Annotated in this window: 15 protein-coding genes and 1 pseudogene; 8 read left to right on the top strand and 8 right to left on the bottom strand. The window is 62.1% G+C overall.

Going from position 1 to position 19,031, the window contains the following annotated elements; translation table 11 throughout:
• Window positions 1-158 precede the first annotated feature (158 nt).
• Both RAE21_RS14705 and RAE21_RS14700 read left to right on the top strand, forming a co-directional pair.
• Entirely contained in the window at window positions 159-1,574 is a 1,416-nt protein-coding gene (locus RAE21_RS14705) for a methyl-accepting chemotaxis protein (protein WP_313882007.1), read from the top strand.
• Between the two features lie 93 nt (window positions 1,575-1,667).
• Window positions 1,668-2,699, top strand: coding sequence for an MBL fold metallo-hydrolase (locus RAE21_RS14700; protein ID WP_313882006.1), 1,032 nt, complete (start codon window positions 1,668-1,670; stop codon window positions 2,697-2,699).
• Here the strand turns inward: RAE21_RS14700 and purT are convergent.
• A pseudogene (gene purT / locus RAE21_RS14695) lies at window positions 2,696-3,909 on the bottom strand (formate-dependent phosphoribosylglycinamide formyltransferase). The gene RAE21_RS14700 and the pseudogene purT sit on opposite strands and share 4 nt — an antisense overlap.
• Window positions 3,910-4,104: 195 nt before the next feature.
• On the opposite strand from purT, the gene RAE21_RS14690 reads away from it, so the two are divergent.
• Window positions 4,105-6,111: a methyl-accepting chemotaxis protein gene (locus RAE21_RS14690; protein WP_313882005.1), complete on the top strand. Its 2,007-nt coding sequence runs from the start codon at window positions 4,105-4,107 to the stop codon at window positions 6,109-6,111.
• Here the strand turns inward: RAE21_RS14690 and rocF are convergent.
• Together rocF and RAE21_RS14680 are read right to left on the bottom strand one after the other, a co-directional pair.
• On the bottom strand, window positions 6,097-7,011 hold the full coding sequence (rocF, locus tag RAE21_RS14685; RefSeq protein ID WP_313882004.1) for an arginase: 915 nt from the start codon (window positions 7,009-7,011) through the stop codon (window positions 6,097-6,099). The two genes, RAE21_RS14690 and rocF, sit on opposite strands and share 15 nt — an antisense overlap.
• Window positions 7,008-8,015 (bottom strand): asparaginase, encoded by a 1,008-nt coding sequence (locus RAE21_RS14680; RefSeq protein ID WP_313882003.1) that lies wholly within the window; start codon window positions 8,013-8,015, stop codon window positions 7,008-7,010. The genes rocF and RAE21_RS14680 overlap by 4 nt, the downstream gene beginning before the upstream one ends.
• 103 nt (window positions 8,016-8,118) lie before the next feature.
• Here RAE21_RS14680 and RAE21_RS14675 point away from each other — a divergent pair, with 103 nt between their 5' ends.
• Together RAE21_RS14675 and RAE21_RS14670 are read left to right on the top strand one after the other, a co-directional pair.
• The gene (locus tag RAE21_RS14675; protein WP_313882002.1) at window positions 8,119-8,973 is read left to right on the top strand and encodes a phytanoyl-CoA dioxygenase family protein; all 855 of its coding nucleotides are present in this window, start codon (window positions 8,119-8,121) and stop codon (window positions 8,971-8,973) included.
• 195 nt (window positions 8,974-9,168) lie between these two features.
• A complete protein-coding gene (locus RAE21_RS14670; RefSeq protein ID WP_313882001.1) occupies window positions 9,169-9,579 on the top strand; it encodes a hypothetical protein in 411 nt (136 codons plus the stop codon).
• An 8-nt stretch (window positions 9,580-9,587) separates the two neighbouring features.
• Here RAE21_RS14670 and RAE21_RS14665 read toward each other — a convergent pair whose 3' ends face one another.
• The 4 genes from RAE21_RS14665 to RAE21_RS14650 form a co-directional block, all read right to left on the bottom strand.
• Window positions 9,588-11,090 carry an FAD-linked oxidase C-terminal domain-containing protein gene (locus RAE21_RS14665; protein WP_313882000.1) on the bottom strand — a complete coding sequence of 501 codons (1,503 nt, stop codon included), beginning with the start codon at window positions 11,088-11,090 and terminating at the stop codon, window positions 9,588-9,590.
• A 127-nt stretch (window positions 11,091-11,217) separates the two neighbouring features.
• The gene (locus RAE21_RS14660; protein WP_313881999.1) at window positions 11,218-12,090 is read right to left on the bottom strand and encodes a LysR substrate-binding domain-containing protein; all 873 of its coding nucleotides are present in this window, start codon (window positions 12,088-12,090) and stop codon (window positions 11,218-11,220) included.
• A gap of 57 nt (window positions 12,091-12,147) precedes the next feature.
• Window positions 12,148-12,915, bottom strand: coding sequence for a coniferyl-alcohol dehydrogenase (locus RAE21_RS14655; RefSeq protein ID WP_313881998.1), 768 nt, complete (start codon window positions 12,913-12,915; stop codon window positions 12,148-12,150).
• Window positions 12,916-12,931: 16 nt separating this feature from the next.
• Complete coding sequence (locus tag RAE21_RS14650; protein WP_313881997.1) at window positions 12,932-14,386, bottom strand: benzaldehyde dehydrogenase; 1,455 nt, start codon at window positions 14,384-14,386, stop codon at window positions 12,932-12,934.
• Between the two features lie 255 nt (window positions 14,387-14,641).
• Here RAE21_RS14650 and RAE21_RS14645 point away from each other — a divergent pair, with 255 nt between their 5' ends.
• Window positions 14,642-16,444 carry a sigma 54-interacting transcriptional regulator gene (locus tag RAE21_RS14645; RefSeq protein WP_313881996.1) on the top strand — a complete coding sequence of 601 codons (1,803 nt, stop codon included), beginning with the start codon at window positions 14,642-14,644 and terminating at the stop codon, window positions 16,442-16,444.
• Window positions 16,445-16,696: 252 nt separating this feature from the next.
• Complete coding sequence (locus RAE21_RS14640; protein WP_313882714.1) at window positions 16,697-17,188, top strand: MarR family winged helix-turn-helix transcriptional regulator; 492 nt, start codon at window positions 16,697-16,699, stop codon at window positions 17,186-17,188.
• Window positions 17,189-17,196: 8 nt separating this feature from the next.
• Here the strand turns inward: RAE21_RS14640 and RAE21_RS14635 are convergent, their stop codons facing one another.
• Complete coding sequence (locus RAE21_RS14635) at window positions 17,197-18,081, bottom strand: amidohydrolase family protein (protein ID WP_313881995.1); 885 nt, start codon at window positions 18,079-18,081, stop codon at window positions 17,197-17,199.
• 148 nt (window positions 18,082-18,229) lie between these two features.
• Here RAE21_RS14635 and RAE21_RS14630 point away from each other — a divergent pair, with 148 nt between their 5' ends.
• Window positions 18,230-19,027: a crotonase/enoyl-CoA hydratase family protein gene (locus RAE21_RS14630; protein WP_313881994.1), complete on the top strand. Its 798-nt coding sequence runs from the start codon at window positions 18,230-18,232 to the stop codon at window positions 19,025-19,027.
• Window positions 19,028-19,031 lie beyond the last annotated feature (4 nt).

Genomic DNA, 19,031 nt, shown 5'->3' with positions numbered 1-19,031 from the left:
TTGTTCCCGCGCGAAGGCCAAGCGGTTACAAAATGTGTACCGCCTGCCCATTGAACGGGCTGCCTCAAGCGGGGATGTGTGCCTGATTCCTAGTGCTTTTCGCCATTGGCAAAAGCTCACAATTTGGTATGGTGGGGATCTGTTATTTAGGAGTTCCCATGACCATCGCTGAAAGCCGGACCAGTACAGAAGCCCTTGCCCAGTTGGGCGACAAGGTGCTGCTGTCAGCCATCGTGTTGTCTGCGGTGGTGTCGGTCGCACTGGGCTTGTCTTTTGTAGACAGCGGGCTGGCCATTACCGCCACGGTGTTGCTGCTGGGGCTTGCCTTCGGGGTGTTTGCGGTGGCCCGATACACCGTGCTTAGCCGGTTTGTGCTGGCGTTTGTGTTGGTCTCTTTCGTGGCACTGCACATCCAACTCGCCAGGGGCATGGAGGAAATGCACTTCGGGGTGTTTGTCTCCTTGGCGCTCTTCTTGACTTACCGCGATTGGCGGGTCATTGTTTTTGGTGCCGTGCTTTACGCGATCCACCACGTGGTGTTTGACCGTTTGCAGGCGGCAGGTTTTGGTTTGTACTGCATCACCGAGCCCAACTTTGGCCGTGTCGTGATCCATTCGGTGTACGTGGTCATCCAGTCCGGCGTGCAATCCATCATGGCGATCAACATGGCGCGCGCAGGCCGGGAGGGCGACGAGTTGCGGGTGCTCGTGGCCCAGGTCAACCGGGAAAACACGATCGACCTCAATGTGCACGACATTCCGACCGCCACCCGCGGTGGCACCATGCTCCGTGAAACGCTGGCGCGCATGGATGCCGCAGTTTCGGCGGTGCGTCGCAGTACCGGCAGCATCGATGTAGCCTGTGACGAGATTGCGACGGGTAACGAAGACCTCAGCAACCGTACCGAGCAAACCGCCGCTAACTTGCAACGCACGGCTAACACGATGTCGCAGCTCACCGGCGCGATGGCCCAGTCGGCCGAAAGTGCCCGTCAGGCCAATGCACTCGCTATGACCGCCAGTACCACTGCGGCCCGCGGTGGCGAGGTGGTGAGCGAAGTGGTGCTCACCATGCAAGGTATCAATGAGGCGAGCCGCAAGATCAGCGACATCATCGGGGTCATTGATGGCATTGCCTTCCAGACCAATATTCTGGCGTTGAACGCCGCAGTCGAGGCGGCCCGCGCCGGTGAGCAAGGGCGTGGTTTCGCGGTGGTGGCCAGCGAGGTCCGGAGCCTGGCCGGCCGCTCTGCCGAGGCCGCCAAAGAAATCAAAACCCTGATCAGCACCAGCGTGGACCGTGTGGAGCAGGGTACTACCCTGGTCGACAAAGCCGGCGAAACCATGACCGAAGTGGTAAGCAGCATCCGCCGGGTGACAGACATCATGGGCGAGATCAGCGCCGCCAGCGCTGCGCAGTCCGAAGGCGTGAACCAGGTCGGCGAGGCTGTTACCCAGATGGACCAGGCCACCCAGCAAAACGCGGCTTTGGTCGAAGAAATGGCGGCTGCCGCCGGCAGCCTGCGCCAACAGGCCCAGGACTTGGTGCGCACCGTGGCGGTGTTTCACACATAGCCCCAGCAGGCGTAGTGCCTGCCGCCCTGCGGGGCTGGCGGGTCTGGCACCTTGGGGCATGATGGCAGCCTTTCAACCTCCTCCGTTTGACTGATGCCCGGCAACCGCTCTGTACCGAACCGCTTCTCCAACTCGGACCCACAGGTCCAGCTCGGTAATTTCCCTTGGTACGAGATGTTGTGGCGCACATTGCGCGGTGATTTCAAGCCGCTTCGCGCGCCAGACCAAGGCTATGCGGCTTTTGAAGCCGCATGGACCGTACCCGTAAACCACTATGCTTTGCGGCAAGCGCCGGAGTCACCACAGGTGACCTGGCTGGGGCATGTGACCGTGTTGCTGCAGGTCGCGGGGCTGAATGTCTTGATGGACCCTACGCTGGCAGAGTTTGCCGGCCCGGGGGGCCGGGTCGGTGCCCGCCGCCGTGTAAAGGCGCCGCTGACGCCCGCGCAGCTGCCCCGCATAGATCTGGTGTTGATCTCTCATAACCATTACGACCATTTGTGCGATGCCACGATCCGTGGCCTGCTGGCCGCCGGTCAGACGCCGCGCTTCATCGTGCCTAAGGGACTGAAAGCCTGGTTTGACCAGCGCGGCATTTCTCGGGTGCAAGAGCTGGACTGGTGGGAGTCGCTCGATGTGGCAGAGGGTATCCGGGTGCACTTCACGCCGGCCCAACACTGGAGCCGGCGCACTCCGTGGGACACCAATGCCTCGTTGTGGGGCGGCTATTGCCTGGAGTGGCAAGCAGCGCCCGCGGCACCTTGGCGGTTTTTGTTCCCCGGGGACACCGGCTACAGCCGTGACTTTCAAGCTATCCGCCAGCGGATCGGGCGTATGGATTTTGTGGCGCTCCCCATCGGGGCTTACCTGCCGCGCGACTTCATGAAGCCTATGCACGTGAATCCGGCCGATGCGGTGCAGATGCTGCTGGACCTGGACGCGCCCCTCGCCATGGGAGTGCATTGGGGCACCTTCATGCTGACCCAAGAGGCATTTGATCAACCCCCTCGCGACCTTGCGATCGCGCTGGCCGAGCGCAATCTCGCACCCGGGCACGTGTGGTTGATGCGGCATGGCGAGACCCGCGCCATACCGCTGCCAGCAGCCGACCGGATCGCCGCTTAAACCACGCGCGGTTTTACTTTCGACGCAGCCAGCTTGGCGTTGCTGCGTGCGGTGTCGGTGTCCACGGCCCGCGCTAGCGCGACCCCCATTCGACGCTTCGTAAAGCTCTCGGGTTTACCGAACAAGCGCAGATCGGTGCCGGGGATTGCCAAGGCCTCGTCCACCCCGTCAAACACCATGCCTTGGGCATCGGCCCCGCCGTAAATCACGGCACTGGCGCCCGGATTGCGCAAAGAGGTGTCGACCGGCAAGCCCAGAATCGCGCGGGCATGGAGCTCAAATTCGCTCTGGTGCTGGGTGCACAGAGTCACCAAGCCGGTGTCGTGGGGGCGGGGGCTGACCTCGCTGAACCACACCTGCTCGCCTTTGACAAACAGCTCTACCCCAAACAGGCCTTGCCCGCCCAGGTTGTCGGTCACCGCCTTGGAGACTTCGCGTGCGCGCTCCAGGGCAGCGGCGTGCATTTGCATGGGCTGCCAGCTCTCGACATAGTCGCCACTGACCTGCACGTGCCCGATGGGGTCGCAAAAGCTGGTCACGATCTGGCCATCTGCGCCGACCGAGCGCACGGTGAGCTGGGTGATTTCGTAATCGAAATCGATAAACCCTTCCACAATGACCCGGCCGTGGCTGACGCGGCCACCGGCCATGGCGTAGTCCCATGCTTTTTGGACATCTTCCGGGCCGTCAATTTTGCTTTGGCCTTTGCCGGAGCTGCTCATGACCGGTTTGACGATACAGGGGTAGCCAATGCCTTGCCCGTTTGTGCCATCGATCGCTGCCTGCAACTCGGCCAGCGAGTCACAAAACTGGTAGGGGCTGGTGGGCAGGCCCAATGTTTCTGCTGCCAAGCGTCGGATGCCTTCGCGGTCCATCGTCAAGCGGGCGGCCCGGGCGGTCGGAATCACGCGCACCGTGCCTGCGGCCTCCAGCTCTTCGAGCATGGGCGTGGCAATGGCTTCAATTTCCGGCACCACCAGCATGGGGCGCTCCGCTTCAATCAGTGCCTTGAGCTGCGCTGGATCGCTCATGGTGATCGTGCGCGCGTGGTGGGCCACTTGCTGACCGGGCGCGTTCTCATAGCGATCCACCGCAATGGTCTCGACCCCCAGGCGTTGCAGTGCAATCAACACTTCTTTGCCCAATTCACCGCTGCCGAGCAGCATTACTTTGGTCGCATGGGGGAGAGAGGCGTTCCGAGTGTGGTCATGGTCAAGAGGGGGTAAAGATGGTTAGGATGCGATTGTCGGTGTGAACAGGGCAGGTTCGGTGGAGGACCGGATTTTCAAACCAAAAACCCTTTTGCCCTCATGGGAATGTGCGGTTTTTATGCTTTTTTCATTAAATCCATTAAATTTAAGATCTGTAAGTTGCGTCTGATGTCGGTCGCTGAATTGGAGTCCCTATGCAGCAAAGTTCCTGGTTTTCCCGCTTAGGCGTGGGTAGCAAGCTCTCTTTGAGCTTGATGGCAATGGTGAGCGTGTTTGTCGCCCTGCTCGTGATAAGCATCGGTGTGACCTTGGTCCGCGTGGTGGAGTCCCGTGCCAGCGATGAGGTCGCCGAGAAAACCAAACTCATCGTGTCTTTGGTCGAGGCCACCGACAGTGATTTGCGCAGCCGTACGGTCACTCTGGCCAAAACGTTTGACGCGCGGCTCGGTGCCGGGTTTGATTTGACCGGAGAGAGCATCGACATTGCCGGCAAACCCACGCCAGCATTGGCTCTGGGTGGCAAACCCATCAATATGGATTTCAGTGTGGTGGATCAATTCACCGAGGCCACCGGCGCGGTTGCGACCATCTTTGCGGCATCGGGCCCGGACTTTGTGCGGGTGAGCACTTCCCTGAAAAACGACAAGGGCGAACGTGTGGTGGGCACACTGCTTGACCGCGCCCACCCCGGCTACAAAGCCGTGATTGAAGGCGGGACCTATGCCGGACCGGCGACCCTGTTCGGCCGCCAGTACATGACGCACTATGAGCCGATCAAAAATACTGCCGGCAAAGTGGTTGGGTTGGCATTCGTGGGCATGGACTTCAGCAACTACCTGAAGCAACTCAAAGACACGATCCGCGCTATGAAGATCGGCGAGACCGGCTACTTCTATGTGCTGGACGCCCGCACGGGCCCCAATTTGGGCAACCTGATCGTGCACCCCGCCCAAGAGGGCAAAAACATCCTGGATTCCAAAGACTCCAGCGGGCGCGAATTCATCAAAGAGATCCTAGAGCAAAAGAACGGAAGCATCCGCTACCCCTGGAAGAACGCTGAACTCGGAGACTCTGCCGCGCGTGAGAAGGTGGTGGCCTTCAGCCACTTGAAGCCTCTCAACTGGGTGATCGCTGGCGGCGCCTATGTGGATGAGTTCACTTCTGAGGTGCGTCAGATCCGGAATATTTTTGCTGCGGTAGGCGTGGGCGTTGTGCTCTTGACGGCCATTGTGTTGTTTGTGATGGTGAAGCGACTGGTGTCGGTTCCATTGCAGCAGGTGCAGCTTGCCGCCAGCCAAATCGCCAGCGGCGACTTGACGGTGCAGATCAAGGCCCAGAGCCAGGATGAAATCGGGCGCCTGGTCGAAGCGATCAACCAGATCGGCTCTGGCCTGGCTGGTGTGGTGTCTTCGGTGCGCGAAGGCTCTGAGAGTGTGGCCAATGCCAGCTCCGAAATTGCCCAAGGCAACCACGACCTGTCGATGCGCACCGAGCAGCAAGCCAGCGCGCTGCAGCAGACTGCCAGCAGCATGGCCACCCTGAGCAGCACTGTGAACCACAACGTGGACAACGCGCGCCAAGCCAACCAGATGGCTGTGAACGCGTCAGACGTGGCCCTGCGCGGTGGCAAGGTGATGGACCAGGTGGTGGAGACCATGAAGGGCATCAACCAGTCCTCGGCACGGATTGCCGACATCATCGGTGTGATCGACGGCATTGCCTTCCAAACCAACATCCTGGCCTTGAATGCTGCAGTCGAGGCGGCGCGTGCGGGTGAGCAAGGCCGTGGCTTTGCGGTGGTGGCCAGCGAGGTGCGCTCACTGGCAGGCCGGAGTGCCGAGGCGGCCAAAGAGATCAAGGGCCTGATTGATGACAGCGTCGGCCGTGTGGAGCAGGGCACCAAGCTGGTGAACCAGGCGGGTGAGACCATGACCGAGGTGGTCGCGTCGATCCGGCGGGTGAATGACATCATGGGTGAGATCACGGCGGCGAGCTCCGAGCAGAGCGCCGGTGTGCACCAAGTGAGCGACGCGGTGAACCAGATGGACCAGACCACCCAACAGAACGCCGCACTGGTCGAGCAAATGGCTGCCGCAGCGAGCAGTTTGCGCACCCAGGCGGGCGAGCTGGTCAATACCGTAGCGGTGTTCCGGACCGGCAACGATGCCGGTCACTCGTCCACCCGCCTACTTTCGCATTAAGGTACTTTTCCCGAACAGGGATTCGATCAAATCTACCGCCACTTCGGCGGTGCGATTACGTTCATCGAGCGCGGGGTTCAGTTCGAACACATCAAGGCTGCCCATGCGCCCGGTGTCTGCAATCATTTCCATGCAGAGCTGCGCTTCGCGGTAGGTAGGGCCGCCCCGCACGGTGGTACCTACGCCGGGTGCGATATCCGGATCCAAAAAGTCGACATCAAAGCTCACATGCAGGTGGGTGTTGCTGTCCATCAGGGCGAGGGCCAGCTCCATGGCGGAGCGCATGCCCATCTCGTCGATGTAGCGCATGTCGAACACTTCTATGTTCTGCTCATGCACGAAGCGCTTTTCGCCTTCATCCACACTGCGGATACCGATTTGGCGTACCCACTTGGGTGAGATCGCCGGCACATGACCGCCAATCTCGATCAACTCCTGCGGGCCGAAGCCGCAAAGGCAGGCCACGGGCATGCCATGGATGTTGCCGCTCGGGGTGAGCGTGTTGGTGTTGAAGTCGGCATGGGCGTCCAGCCACAGCACCCGCAGCTTTTTGCCGGTGTCGCGGCAGTGGCGGGCCACGGCGCTGATCGAGCCGATACCCAGGCAGTGGTCCCCGCCCAGCACGATGGGCATGCGCCCGTCTTGCAACTCGGTGTAGACCGCGTCATGTAGGCTGCGGTTCCAGGCGGTCACTTCAGGCAAATGGCGGTACCCATTGACAGGGGGTTGCCACGGGTTACTCGGGCCGCTCAGGTTGCCCTTGTCCAGCACTTCCAGGCCATGGCTTTGCAGCACGCTGGTGATGTTGGCTACGCGCAGGGCTTCCGGGCCCATGCTGGCGCCACGGCTGCCCGCGCCGATGTCGGTAGGTGCGCCTATCAGGCTGATCTTGTGGTTCATGGTGTTTGTAACTGGAATACGGGAAGTCGCTCGCCAACCAGCAGGCCGCGTGCGTTGCGGATTTCGGCAGCGCGCCAGGGCTTCAGTGCGGCGCGTTGCGCATCATCCAGCCAACCCAGTTGGTCTAGCACCTCGACGCTGGCGGCAAACAGGGCGGGTTTGTTGCCGTCAATGATCTTGAGGGCAAAAGCCTCGCCACGGCTTTTGCTGCCGACCACCTGCACACCGTCGGCACCGACCTTGCTGACCCAGTCGCCCCGGCCCACGCGCATGAAGTCCAGGTCGTTACGCCCTGTGCCGCTCACCATCTCGGGGTAGGCGGTCATAGCCTCGCTCAAGAGTGCAAAGCTGGCGCCGAACTCCGCATCCTGCGCGCCACTGGCCAGGCGCGCATAGCCGGTCGCGAGCTTGGACAAGGGCATGGCAAAGTTGGGTGCAGAGCATCCGTCAATGCCGCGCGGCATGTCTTGCACGTCCATGCCGACGGCGCGGGCAACATCACGGGCAATGGCTTGCTGCAGCGGATGGTCGGGGGCGGTGTAGTCGTCCAAGGGCAAGTCGTGCTGCACGCAATAGGCCACAAAGCCGGCGTGCTTGCCGCTGCAGTTGTTGTGGGCTTCGGTGTAGGTGGCGCCCTCGGGGGCGCCTTTGTCAAAGTAGGTGAACAGCAGTGGCACATGGCAGCCGCAGCGCAGGGTCTGATAGGTGTTGCCCGATTTGCCCAACATGCTGACGGCGGCATCCACGTGCATGGCCTCGCCGTTGTGGCTGGCGCAGAGCAGGGCGTTTTCAGCCTGGGTGAAGCCAAAGGTCGCGGGGCCACCCGCTTCGACAAAAGGCAGCGCTTGCAGCGCCTTGAGGGTGGACCGGGTAAAGGTCACCAAGTGCGGGTCACCGGCAAAGGCCGTGAGTTGTCCGAGGCGGTTGGTCACAGCGACCGCGCCGAAATGCAGGCACTCGGGAGTGCCGCCGCGGGTGAGTTGGATCAGGGGTGTGAGGTTCAAGTGCGTGTATCTCCTGCACACAAGCGTATCCGAATTTGCGCATTCCCTTGCCCGGGCTGTCTATACTGAAACGCTATCTACACTGCCAACCTCTGCATAGCCCATGCTTACCTCTGAACAGAAAATCCGCTACGCGGAAGACGGCTACCTGATCCTCCCCGACTTCAAATCCAAGGCCGAGATTGCAGCCCTGCGCGCGCGGGCAGAAGCCATCGTGGACGCCTTCGATCCGGCTGAGAGCCGCACCATTTTCACCACCAATGAGCAGGCGCGCAAGGTGGACCATTACTTTTTGAACTCGGCCGATCGCATCAGCTGCTTTTTTGAAGAAGAGGCGTTCGATGCAAACGGCGCCTTGCGACAGGCCAAGGCGCTCTCGATCAACAAAATCGGCCATGCGATGCACGACAAGGACCCGGTGTTCGAGGCCTTTTCGCATGGGCCTGCGTTGGCAGAGTTGGCGGCCGATCTCGGGCTGACCCAGCCGCAAGTCTGGCAGTCGATGTATATCTTCAAGCAACCCGGCATCGGTGGCGAAGTGGGTTGGCACCAGGATGCCACCTTTTTTGACACCACCCCCATCAGCGTGACCACCTTCTGGTTTGCCCTCGAAGACGCCACCTTGAGTAACGGCTGCCTCTGGACCGAGCCAGGCGGCCACCGGGGCCCCCGCGGCGTGTTGCGGGAGCGCTTCGAGCGCGAGGGCGACACCATCACCATGCGCAAGCTCGACAGCACCCCGTGGCCTGCCAGCAATGTCAACGCGGTGCCCCTGGAGGTTCAGGCTGGCGCTTTGGTGGTGTTCCATGGCTTGCTGCCGCACTACAGTGCACCGAATCGCTCTGCCGTGTCCCGCCATGCCTACACCCTGCATGTGACCGATGCGAGCACCACCTATGCCGCGAGTAACTGGCTGCAGCGCAGCGCAGCGGACCCGGTGCGGGGTTTTGTGGTTTGATTGCTATGTAATTCATAGCTGGTGGCGCAGTTTTTATAAGGGCTAGGTGCCTATTTGGCTTGATTTTTAGAGCCGCCTGCGCGCTGCGGGCCGGGCGGTAAGCGCAACACCACGTTGCAAAATACCGCCAATTAGCGCTTTTCAAGCCGCGACGGCTGTGCGACATTGGGCTCCTGCGTGTGTCAGGAGGGCCCGATGAACCACCCAGTCTTTGCAGTTGCCTTGTGCGCCAGCTTGACGAGCCAGGCCTTTGGCCAGGAGGCCATCTCCCTGACCCGCCTGCCTTCGGGTGCGGCGCCTTCGCTCAATCAATCGGACCGCAGCTTGCTCGACAAGGCGGTGGCGGAGCGTAAGTCGATCGGGCTGCTACTGCACAACACCGTGGTGGCCTTCGATACCCGGTATGACGGTGCCCGCAAAAAAATAGGCGTGTCCCTGACCTCGTTCAGCAACAGCCCCTTGGAGCTCGCCTACGACCCCACCGGCAAAAGCCTGATCGCCCAATGGCGCTCGGTCCACACCACAGCGGCCGGTCAGTCTTTTCAGTACCAAGCGTTTGTCGGCGAGTCCGGGGCGATCAACTTCGTCGTCAGTTCGAAGTTCTGATCCCTGCGCTAAAAGCGCGGCAGGTCGGGGTGCTTGAGCTTGCCGCCGCGCACTAGCTCTTTGCCGTATTCGGCGCAGCGCTGCAACGTGGGAATGACCTTGCCCGGGTTGAGTAGCCCCTGCGGGTCGAAGGCGGCCTTCAGCGCAAACATCTGGGCATTTTCTTCGGCGCTGAACTGCACGCACATGCTGTTGAGCTTCTCGATCCCCACGCCGTGTTCGCCGGTCACCGTGCCGCCCATGGCCACGCTGGCCTCCAGAATTTCGGCACCGAACAGCTCGCAGCGGCGCAGCTGGTCGGGGTCATTCGCATCAAACAAGATCAGCGGGTGCAGGTTGCCGTCACCGGCGTGGAACACGTTGGCGCATCGCAGCTGGTATTTCTTCTCCATCTCTGCAATGGCTAGCAGGATGTCGGCCAGCCGAGCGCGGGGAATGGTGCTGTCCATGCACATGTAGTCAGGGCTGATGCGGCCACTGGCGGGGAAGGCGTTTTTGCGCCCGCTCCAAAAGCGCAGGCGCTCGGCCTCGCTGTTGCTCACCGCAATGCCGGTAGCACCGGCTGCGCGCAGCACTTCACTCATGCGCCCGATTTCTTCTTCCACTTCTTCGGGGGTGCCGTCGCTTTCGCACAGCAGAATGGCTTCGGCGCTCAGGTCATAGCCCGCGTGCACAAAGTCTTCCACCGCGGCGGTCATGGGCTTGTCCATCATCTCCAGCCCGGCGGGGATGATGCCGGCGGCGATCACCGCGGCCACCGCATCGCCCGCTTTGCGCAGGTCGTCAAAGCTGGCCATGATGCAGCGGGCCAGCTGGGGCTTGGGCACCAGCTTGACAGTGACCTCGGTGGTCACGGCCAGCATGCCCTCGCTGCCGACCACCACGCTCATCAGGTCGTAGCCGGGGGCGTCGAGCGCGTCGCCACCAAACTCGATGGGCTCGCCTTCCATAGTGAAGCCGCGCACCTTGAGCACGTTGTGCAGCGTCAGGCCGTATTTCAGGCAGTGCACGCCGCCTGAGTTCTCGGCCACGTTGCCACCAATCGTGCAGGCAATCTGGCTGCTGGGGTCCGGCGCGTAATACAGACCATAGGGTGCGGCCGCTTCACTGATGGCCAGGTTGCGCACGCCGCACTGCACCACCGCCGTACGACTGCGCTTATCCACCTTCAGGATTTTGTTGAACTTGGCCAGCGAGAGAGTGACCCCTAAAGCATGGGGCATGGCACCACCGGACAGGCCAGTGCCCGCGCCGCGGGCCACCACCGGCACATTTAAGCCATGACACACCCGCAACACCGCAGCCACCTGCTCTTCAGTTTCCGGCAGGGCCACCATCAGCGGGCGCTGGCGGTAGGCGGTCAGGCCGTCGCATTCATAAGGCGTGGTGTCTTCGGTCTGGTAGAGCAGCGCATGCTTAGGTAAATAGGCCTCTAGCGCAGGCAGTATCTGCGCTAGAAGCTCTCTTTTTTGTAGCATTTCCCGGGCGGTTGGATCAAGTGGGGCGTTCATGGGGGGCTATCCGGTGCTGAAAGGGCGGTGGCGTGGAACCTCACTCTAAAAGAAAGCGGCCCCCCGTGGCGTGAAGAAACTTGCAGCGCTGTGTGAAAAAGGGCCCGGTGACGGGTCTCGGGGGCGACTAACCCACCGCCTTTTTGAGCCAGTCGGCAAAGGCAGCCACTTCCCAGCGGTCCATGGCGCCGGTGCGCCAGCACAGGTAGTGCGCGTGGGGGCTGGGCGCGTTGTGGGCATACAGGCGCACCAGCGAGCCGTTGTCCAGCCAGGGCGCACCCAGCTTTAGACGGATCAGGCCCACGCCCATGCCGGCAGCGGCGCCATCGCACATGAGGCCGATGTCGTTGAACTGCGAGCCCTCTACCGGCTCCGGCCAGTCCAGCCCGTTGGCGGCAAACCAGGTGCGCCAGGGCTCCAGCGGGCTGCGCAACAGAGGCAGGTTGGCCAGGTCTTGCGGGGTTTCGAACGGGCCGTGCTCGCGCACAAAAGCGGGTGAGGCGAGGGGCGTGATCTCGTCCTTCATGAGGCACACATGCTCCATGTCGGCATAGCGGCCAGCTCCGAAGCGCACCATCAGGTCTGCATCTTCAGCCACCACGTCGAGCAGCGGAATGGACACCTGCAGTGTCAGGTCGATCTCGGGATAGGCGTCGGTGAACTGGCGCAGCCGCGGGATCAAAATGGAGCGCGAAAACGTGGGCGTGACCGCGAGGCGCAGCTTGCGCTTGCCAGGTGCCGCAGCGGCGCTGGGAAATTTCTGCAGGATGGCCAGGCCTTCGCGCACATGGGCCAGGTATTCGCTGCCCTCGGTGGTCAGCGAAAAGTCCGCACGGCCGAACAGCTTGGTGCCGATGATCTGCTCCAGCTGCCGCACTCGGTGGCTGACGGCACTAGGGGTGACAAAGAGTTCTTCTGCCGCCAGGGTGACCGAGCGCAGGCGCGCCAGGGCTTCAAAAGTCAACAGGCACTGAATCGGGGGGATGCGGGAGGCACTCATGGCGGGGATGATGCCACTGAACCGTCCCGCCCTTCCAGGCGGAGTTCCCCCGTGGGCTCAGAGGTAGGTCGAGGCCAGCCCGCCATCGACCGGGATGTTGACACCACTCACCCAGCGCGCCGCGTCGCTGCACAGCCAGGCAATGACCGAGGCCACCTCGTCCGGGAAGGCCGGGCGCGCCATGCGGTGGGCATCGGCCTGCACACGGTCTGCGCCTAGCATGGTGACGAAATCGCCGAGGATGGGGGTGAACACCGGGCCGGGGGCCACGCAGTTCATGCGCACCCCGGTTTTCAGGAACCATTCCTGTGACTGCACCGTGTTCCACACAATCAGGGCTTCCTTGAAGTACTGGTAGCAGGTCTCTTGGGGCACCGGGTGTGCCTGCAGCCACTGGGCCCCCGCGTCAAAGCCTTGGACTACAGCCAACGCTTTGTGGACATCCAGCCTCAGCGGCCATTCGGCTCCGAGAATGGACGCCACATTGACAATGCCGCCGCCGCGCCGGATGTGCGGCAAGACCTGCTCGCTCAGATGGCGCAAGCCGAGGTAGTTCACCCGCGCCACCAGCTCGCGATCGGCGGTGCCGGGAACGCCGGCAATGTTGCAGAGCGCGTCGATCTGCGCGGGCAGTTGGGCCACTGCGGCATCGATACCGGCCACCGTACTCAAGTCCGCTTTGACAAAGCCCGCCATCGAGATGCTGGCGTCATTGCGGTCCACGCCGATCACTTGGGCGCCTTCAAAACGAGCCAGCCGGGCTACCTCGGCCCCGATGCCGGAGGACACGCCGGTCACGACAATCGTTTTTCCATGCAAGTTCATCATGTTCTCCTGGTGTTCAAAACGGGTAGGCGGTGGCGTGGTCTTTGATGGTGACCCACTGCCACTGGGTGTATTCCTCCCAGTCAGCCGGGCCGCCCACACTGGTGCCGTTGCCGGCAATGCCGGGGCCGCCAAAGGGGTTGACGCATTCGTCGTTCACCGTCTGGTCGTTGATGTGAACCATGCCCGACTTGAGCTGCCGGCCCACCGCCATGGCGCGGCCCACGGAGGCCGAAATCACCGCCGACGCCAAGCTGCCGTGGTGCTGGTTGGCCAGCGCGACGGCTTCGGTTTCGTTGCGGTAGCTGATGATGTTGGCCACCGGGCCAAAGGTCTCTTCGTCAAACACCCGCATGCCGGGGCGCACACCGGAGAGCACCGTGGGCTGGTAAAACAAGCCTTCAAACGTGCCACCCGCCTCCAGCTTGGCGCCAGCGGCAATGCTGTCTTGCACCAGTTGGTGAATGCGATCGCGCTGTTTGGCGTCGATCACCGGGCCGAGTGCCACTTGGCCGCTGGCACCATTGCCGACCGGCAGGTGCGTTGCCTTGGCCACCATCTTTTCAATCAGGCCTTGCGCCATGCTCTCGTGCACCAGAATCCGGTTGGAAGCCATGCAAATCTGGCCCTGGTGGAAGAACGCGCCCCAAGCGGCATTGCTGGCCGCGACGTCGAGGTCCGCGTCATCCAGAATGACCAGGGCATTGCTGCCGCCCAACTCGAGCGACACCTTCTTCAAATGGCGGCCTGCCAGTTCGCCGATACGGCGCCCCACGGCAGGGGAACCGGTGAAGGCAATCATGGGCACCAGCGGGTCGGTGACCAGCGCTTCGCCGGCCTCCGCATCGCCCGGCAGCACTTGCAGCAGCCCTGCGGGCAAACCGGCCTGGGCGAATACGCTGGCAATCATCAAGCCGCCGCTCACAGGCGTGCGGGTGTCCGGTTTGATGATGACCGCATTACCGGCAGCCAAGGCGGGTGCCACCGCACGAATGGCCAGGATCATCGGAAAGTTGAACGGCGAGATCACGCCCACCACCCCATGTGGCACGCGGCGGGCCAGGCTGGTGCGGCCGTATTGGCTGGGCAGCACCTGGCCTTGGGCTTGCAAAGGCATGCCGGCCGCCAGGTTGCAGATCAGAGCGGCCTCGCGGATTTCATGTTGCCCCTTGGGCAGAATGCCGCCCGTCTCTCGGGCGACGAACAGCGACAGGGTGTCGAAATGCTGTTGAAACAGACTCGCAGCGCGGCGGAAGATCTCCGCCTTTTCGCGGGGATGCACCATCACCCACCGGGCTTGGGCAATGGCGGCCTCTGCCGTTGCCTTGGCAACGTCCGTCGCGTTGGCAATACCCACGGTACACAGCACCTCGCCGGTGGCGGGTTCGATCACTTGGCGTACACCGTTGCCGAGGGCGGCCGGAGGGGTGGCTGAAAAATCCAGCCATGCATTGGTCTCAGTCGTTCCCATGGGAAAGCATCCTTTCAATCGGTTTATCAAATCGCCACTTCGCGAGTGGTTGTTTGATGGATTGCAAGGCGCAGACCAGCAGGGGGCGGGGACCCGGGAAAAGTGCACGGTAGTGACCCGGAGTTCACTCGAGGGTTAAGGACTTTCCCTAGGTGACTTTTTTGTGCGCGGCAAAGGGTTAACCCGCGCCGGAAAATGCATCAAATGATTAAATAATATAACGATATTTCACCATTTGATCACTTGAAAACCGCTATGCCATCCAGGGCCTCACGCATCTCACTGGCCGATGTGGCCCGCACCACCGGCACTGTGTTGGGCGGCGCACAGCCCGAGCGCAACCGTGTGTTCGGGGGCGGTTTTGCCAGTACCTCTGTCAGTGGCGATGCGCACCCGAATCTGACCGATATCAGCGAGTGTTTGTTTTTTTCGCCCGGAGACGGCCGCATCTGGCTGCAAGACCAGCGGGTCGTGCTGATGCACACCGAGGCGCTGGGCTCGCTGCGCCGCGAGATGGTGGACAGCTTGGGCCTGAAGCAGGCGCGCGGCTTGCTGACCCGGGCAGGCTATGTGAGCGGCGCCCGGGATGCGCAACTGGTGCGCAAGCAATGGCCCGATGCCGAGCCGCTGGCCTCTGCGATTGCCGGAACCCGCCTGCACGCCCTGGAGGGCATGGTGCAGGTGGAGCTGGTGCATGTGGCCTATGACGCCAAGACCGGCAGCTACGAAGGCGAATTCTTGTGGCACAACTCCAGTGAGGACGACGAACACATTGCGGCCTATGGGGTCGGCGGGTCACCCGCCTGCTGGATGCAGGTGGGCTACGCCACCGGCTATGTGAGCACGCTGTTCGGGCGCCTGATTGTGTTTCGCGAGCTCGAATGCCGCTCCATGGGGGACGGGCATTGCCGGGTGGTGGGCAAATCGGCCCACCAGTGGGACGGTGTCGAGGAAGACATGCGCTATTTGAATGCGCATGAGTTCGTGGATGCCGCCGCGTATGACCGCGGTGACGAGCAAGCCGCCGAGTTGCCCGCCGCAGACCGCGTGGCAGGCGACGCCATGGTGGGCGCGTCTTCGGCGTTTAAAGCGGCCTGCCAGCAGCTTAGCCGGGTGGCCCGGACGTCGGCGACGGTGCTGTTTACCGGCGAGTCGGGCGTGGGCAAAGAGAAGTTTGCCAGCATGTTGCACCAGATCAGCCCGCGCAAAAATCAGCCCTTTATTGCGGTGAATTGCGCGGCCATTCCGGAGACCTTGATCGAGTCGGAGCTGTTCGGGGTGGAGCGGGGTGCGTTCACTGGAGCCACGATGTCGAGGCCGGGCCGCTTCGAGCGCGCCCATGGGGGTACCTTGTTTCTGGACGAAATCGCCACCCTGAGCTTTGTGGCCCAGGGCAAACTCTTGCGCGCCTTGCAGGAAGGGCAGATCGAGCGTGTGGGCGGCACCCGCAGTGTGGCGGTGGATGTGCGGGTGGTCGCCGCGACCAACGAGGCATTGCGCGAGGCAGTGCGCAAGGGGACGTTCCGGGAGGACCTGTTTTTCCGGCTGAATGTGGTGCCCATCCATCTGCCGCCCTTGCGCGAACGCAGGGATGACATACCGCTGTTGATGAACCATTTCATCCACCACTACCGCCGCAAGCACGATTGCGACGTCAAAGGCTTTACCCAAGCGGCCGTGCGCCACCTGGTGAACTACGACTACCCGGGCAACATCCGTGAACTGCAGAACCTGGTGGAGCGGGCGGTGATTCTGGCGGATGCCGGCGGCTTGATTGATGTGCATCACCTCTTCACCGGCGGTGAGGTTCACCGCTCGGAGGCGCTGACTTTGCGGCAAACAACCGATGGCGGTGTGCTGAATCTCGCAGGCAAAACGGCTGCAGCGCCCGCGCACCCGGTCTCGGCGGCGCAGGCAATGACCTTGGAGCAAACCGAGCAATCGCTGCTCCAAAAGGCGATTGCAGCTTCGGGGGGCAACCTGTCGGCGGCAGCACGGCTGCTGAACACCAGCCGCGCCAAACTGGCCTACCGCGCCAGAAAGCACGGGCTGGTCTGAGCCGGTGCCGGTGTCTGTGCAGCCAGTTTGCGGCAAGGTTCAACCGTTAGCATTCACCCCACGCGGTCAACAGTTGGGTTGAATTCAACGTGTTGATCGCTCCTTTTTTGATAGCTGCTTGCGCATATTCCGCGAGGGCTAGGCGTTGATTTTGTTCTGAATCCATTGAAAAAAATTTCTACCTCTGCCCAGTCGCCCTCCGTCAAGTCCAAGCCGGTGGCTCGTGTGCGCAAACCTGCGGCGTCGGCCAGTCTGGCAACTGCCAAAAGCGGGCGTCAGCGCGCGGCGGCCCCTGATGCGCTTCCGGTAGAACCTGTAGACACCAGCTACTTGCGCACGCTGGTGGGCTACAACGCCCGGCGCGCGTCACTCGCGATCATCGAGACCTTCATGGTGCGCATGGCACCCTATGACCTCAAGGTGGTGGACTTCTCGGTGCTCTCGCTGGTCGCCCACAATCCGGGCATCACGTCCCGCCAGCTGTGCGCAGCACTCAACGTGTTGCCGCCCAATCTCGTGGGGTTGATTGCCACACTGGAGCGGCGGGGTCTGATTGAGCGACTGCCCCACCCAAGCGATGGCCGGGCCATGGGCGTGCACCTCACGCCCCAGGGGGTAGAGCTGATGGCGCAGGCCGAGCAAACGGCCTTTGACCTCGAGATGGATGCCACCTCCCGCTTAACGGACGCAGAGCGCAAAACCCTGATCCGCCTGCTGCAAAAGGTCTATACCCCAGCCAACTGAGCCGCGCTTTACTCGCCGGCTACCGCCGTCGGGTCGAGGCGCAGCAAGCGCACCGCGTTGTCTTTCAGGATGCCGGGCATCACCTCGGGTTTGAAGCCTGCTTCCTGAAAGTCTTTCATCCACCGTTCCGGGGTGATGAGCGGGTAGTCCGAGCCGAACAAGACGCGGTCTTTGAGCAGGGTGTTGGCGTATTGCACCAGTTGCTTGGGAAAGTATTTGGGGCTCCAGCCCGACAGGTCAATCCAGACGTTGGGCTTGTGGGTGGCCACGCTCAAGGCCTCGTCTTGCCATGGGAAGCTGGGGTGGGCCATGACGATTTGCATGTCCGGGAAGTCGATGGCCACATCGTCGAGGTGCATGGGGTTGCTGTATTCGAGCCGCAGTCCGCCGCCGCAGCGCATGCCGCTGCCGATGCCACTGTGGCCGGTGTGGAAAATGGCCGGCATGCCGTATTCGGCGATCACCTCGTAAATGGGCCAAGCCATCTTGTCGTAGGGGTGGTAGGCCTGCACCGTGGGGTGGAACTTGAAGCCCTTGATGCCGTGCTCCTCGATCAGCTTGCGCGCCTCGCGCGCACCCATCTTGCCTTTGTGCGGGTCGATGCTGGCAAAGGCCGTCATCATGTCGCTATTAGCTTTGGCGGCTTCGGCAATCTCTTCGTTGGGAATGCGGCGGCGGCCCATTTTGGACTCGGCGTCCACGGTGAACATCACCAAGCCGACTTTCTGTTCGCGGTAATAGGCCACGGTTTCTGCAATCGTGGGGCGTCGCCCGTTTTTGAAGTACTTGTCGGCGGCGCGGTCGTACTCCTCGCCGTAGTTGTCAAACGGGTTCCAGCAACTCACTTCCGCGTGGGTGTGGATATCGATGGCGCGCAGGTTTTTGTAGTCCATGGTTGTCTCCTGTTAGTTGTCTGTGGACGCACGGGGGCAGCCTCCCTGATTACGTGCTTTCCGGGAAGGATGGCAAGGGAAACTACCTAGAAAAAGAGCGTTCAAGTGACTTGATTTGGTTATTAACTATAACCAAAATTGCGCCATTATGAAAACTTTTACGCAACACCCCGATATCCATTTCGAACGCCTCGGTGAGGAACAAGAGGTGGCGGTGATCCGCCTGACCCGCGGCGCCAAGCGCAACGCCCTGAACGACGGACTCATCCTCGCCCTGCGGGATCTGTTCGAAAACATGCCCGAAGGCGTGCGGTCTGCCGTGATCGCCGGCGAGGGGCCGCACTTCTGTGCAGGTCTGGACTTGAGTGAGCTCAAAGAGCGTGATGCCGGCCAGGGCTTGCACCATTCCCGCATGTGGCACGCCGCGCTGGAGCGTGTGCAATACGGGCCCGTTCCTGTGATCGCAGCTCTGCAAGGCGCCGTGGTGGGTGGGGGCTTGGAGTTGGCAAGCGCTTGCCACATTCGAGTTGCGGATGCATCCACTTTCTATGCTTTGCCGGAGGGTTCCCGCGGCATTTTTGTGGGCGGCGGCGGTGCGGTGCGCATTCCCAAATTGATCGGTGCGGCCCGTATGACCGACATGATGCTCACCGGCCGTGTGTACAACGCGCAGGATGGTGAGCGCATTGGTCTTGCGCAATACCTGGTGCCGGAAGGTGCTGCCTTCGACAAGGCCGTTGAGCTGGCGGTGCGAGTGGCGCAGAACGCACCTCTGACGAACTACGCCCTGATGCACGCCTTGCCGCGCATTGCAGAGCAACCGGCCGACCAAGGGCTGTTCACTGAAGCCATGATGGCCGCTATTGCCCAGAGCGCACCGGAAGCCAAGACCCGTCTGAACGACTTCTTGGAAGGCCGTGCCGCCAAGGTACGCAAGCAGGACTGAGGCC

The sequence above is a fragment of the Rhodoferax potami genome (assembly GCF_032193765.1).
Lineage (GTDB): Bacteria > Pseudomonadota > Gammaproteobacteria > Burkholderiales > Burkholderiaceae_C > Allorhodoferax > Allorhodoferax potami.
This window is presented reverse-complemented; position numbering and strand designations above follow the sequence as displayed.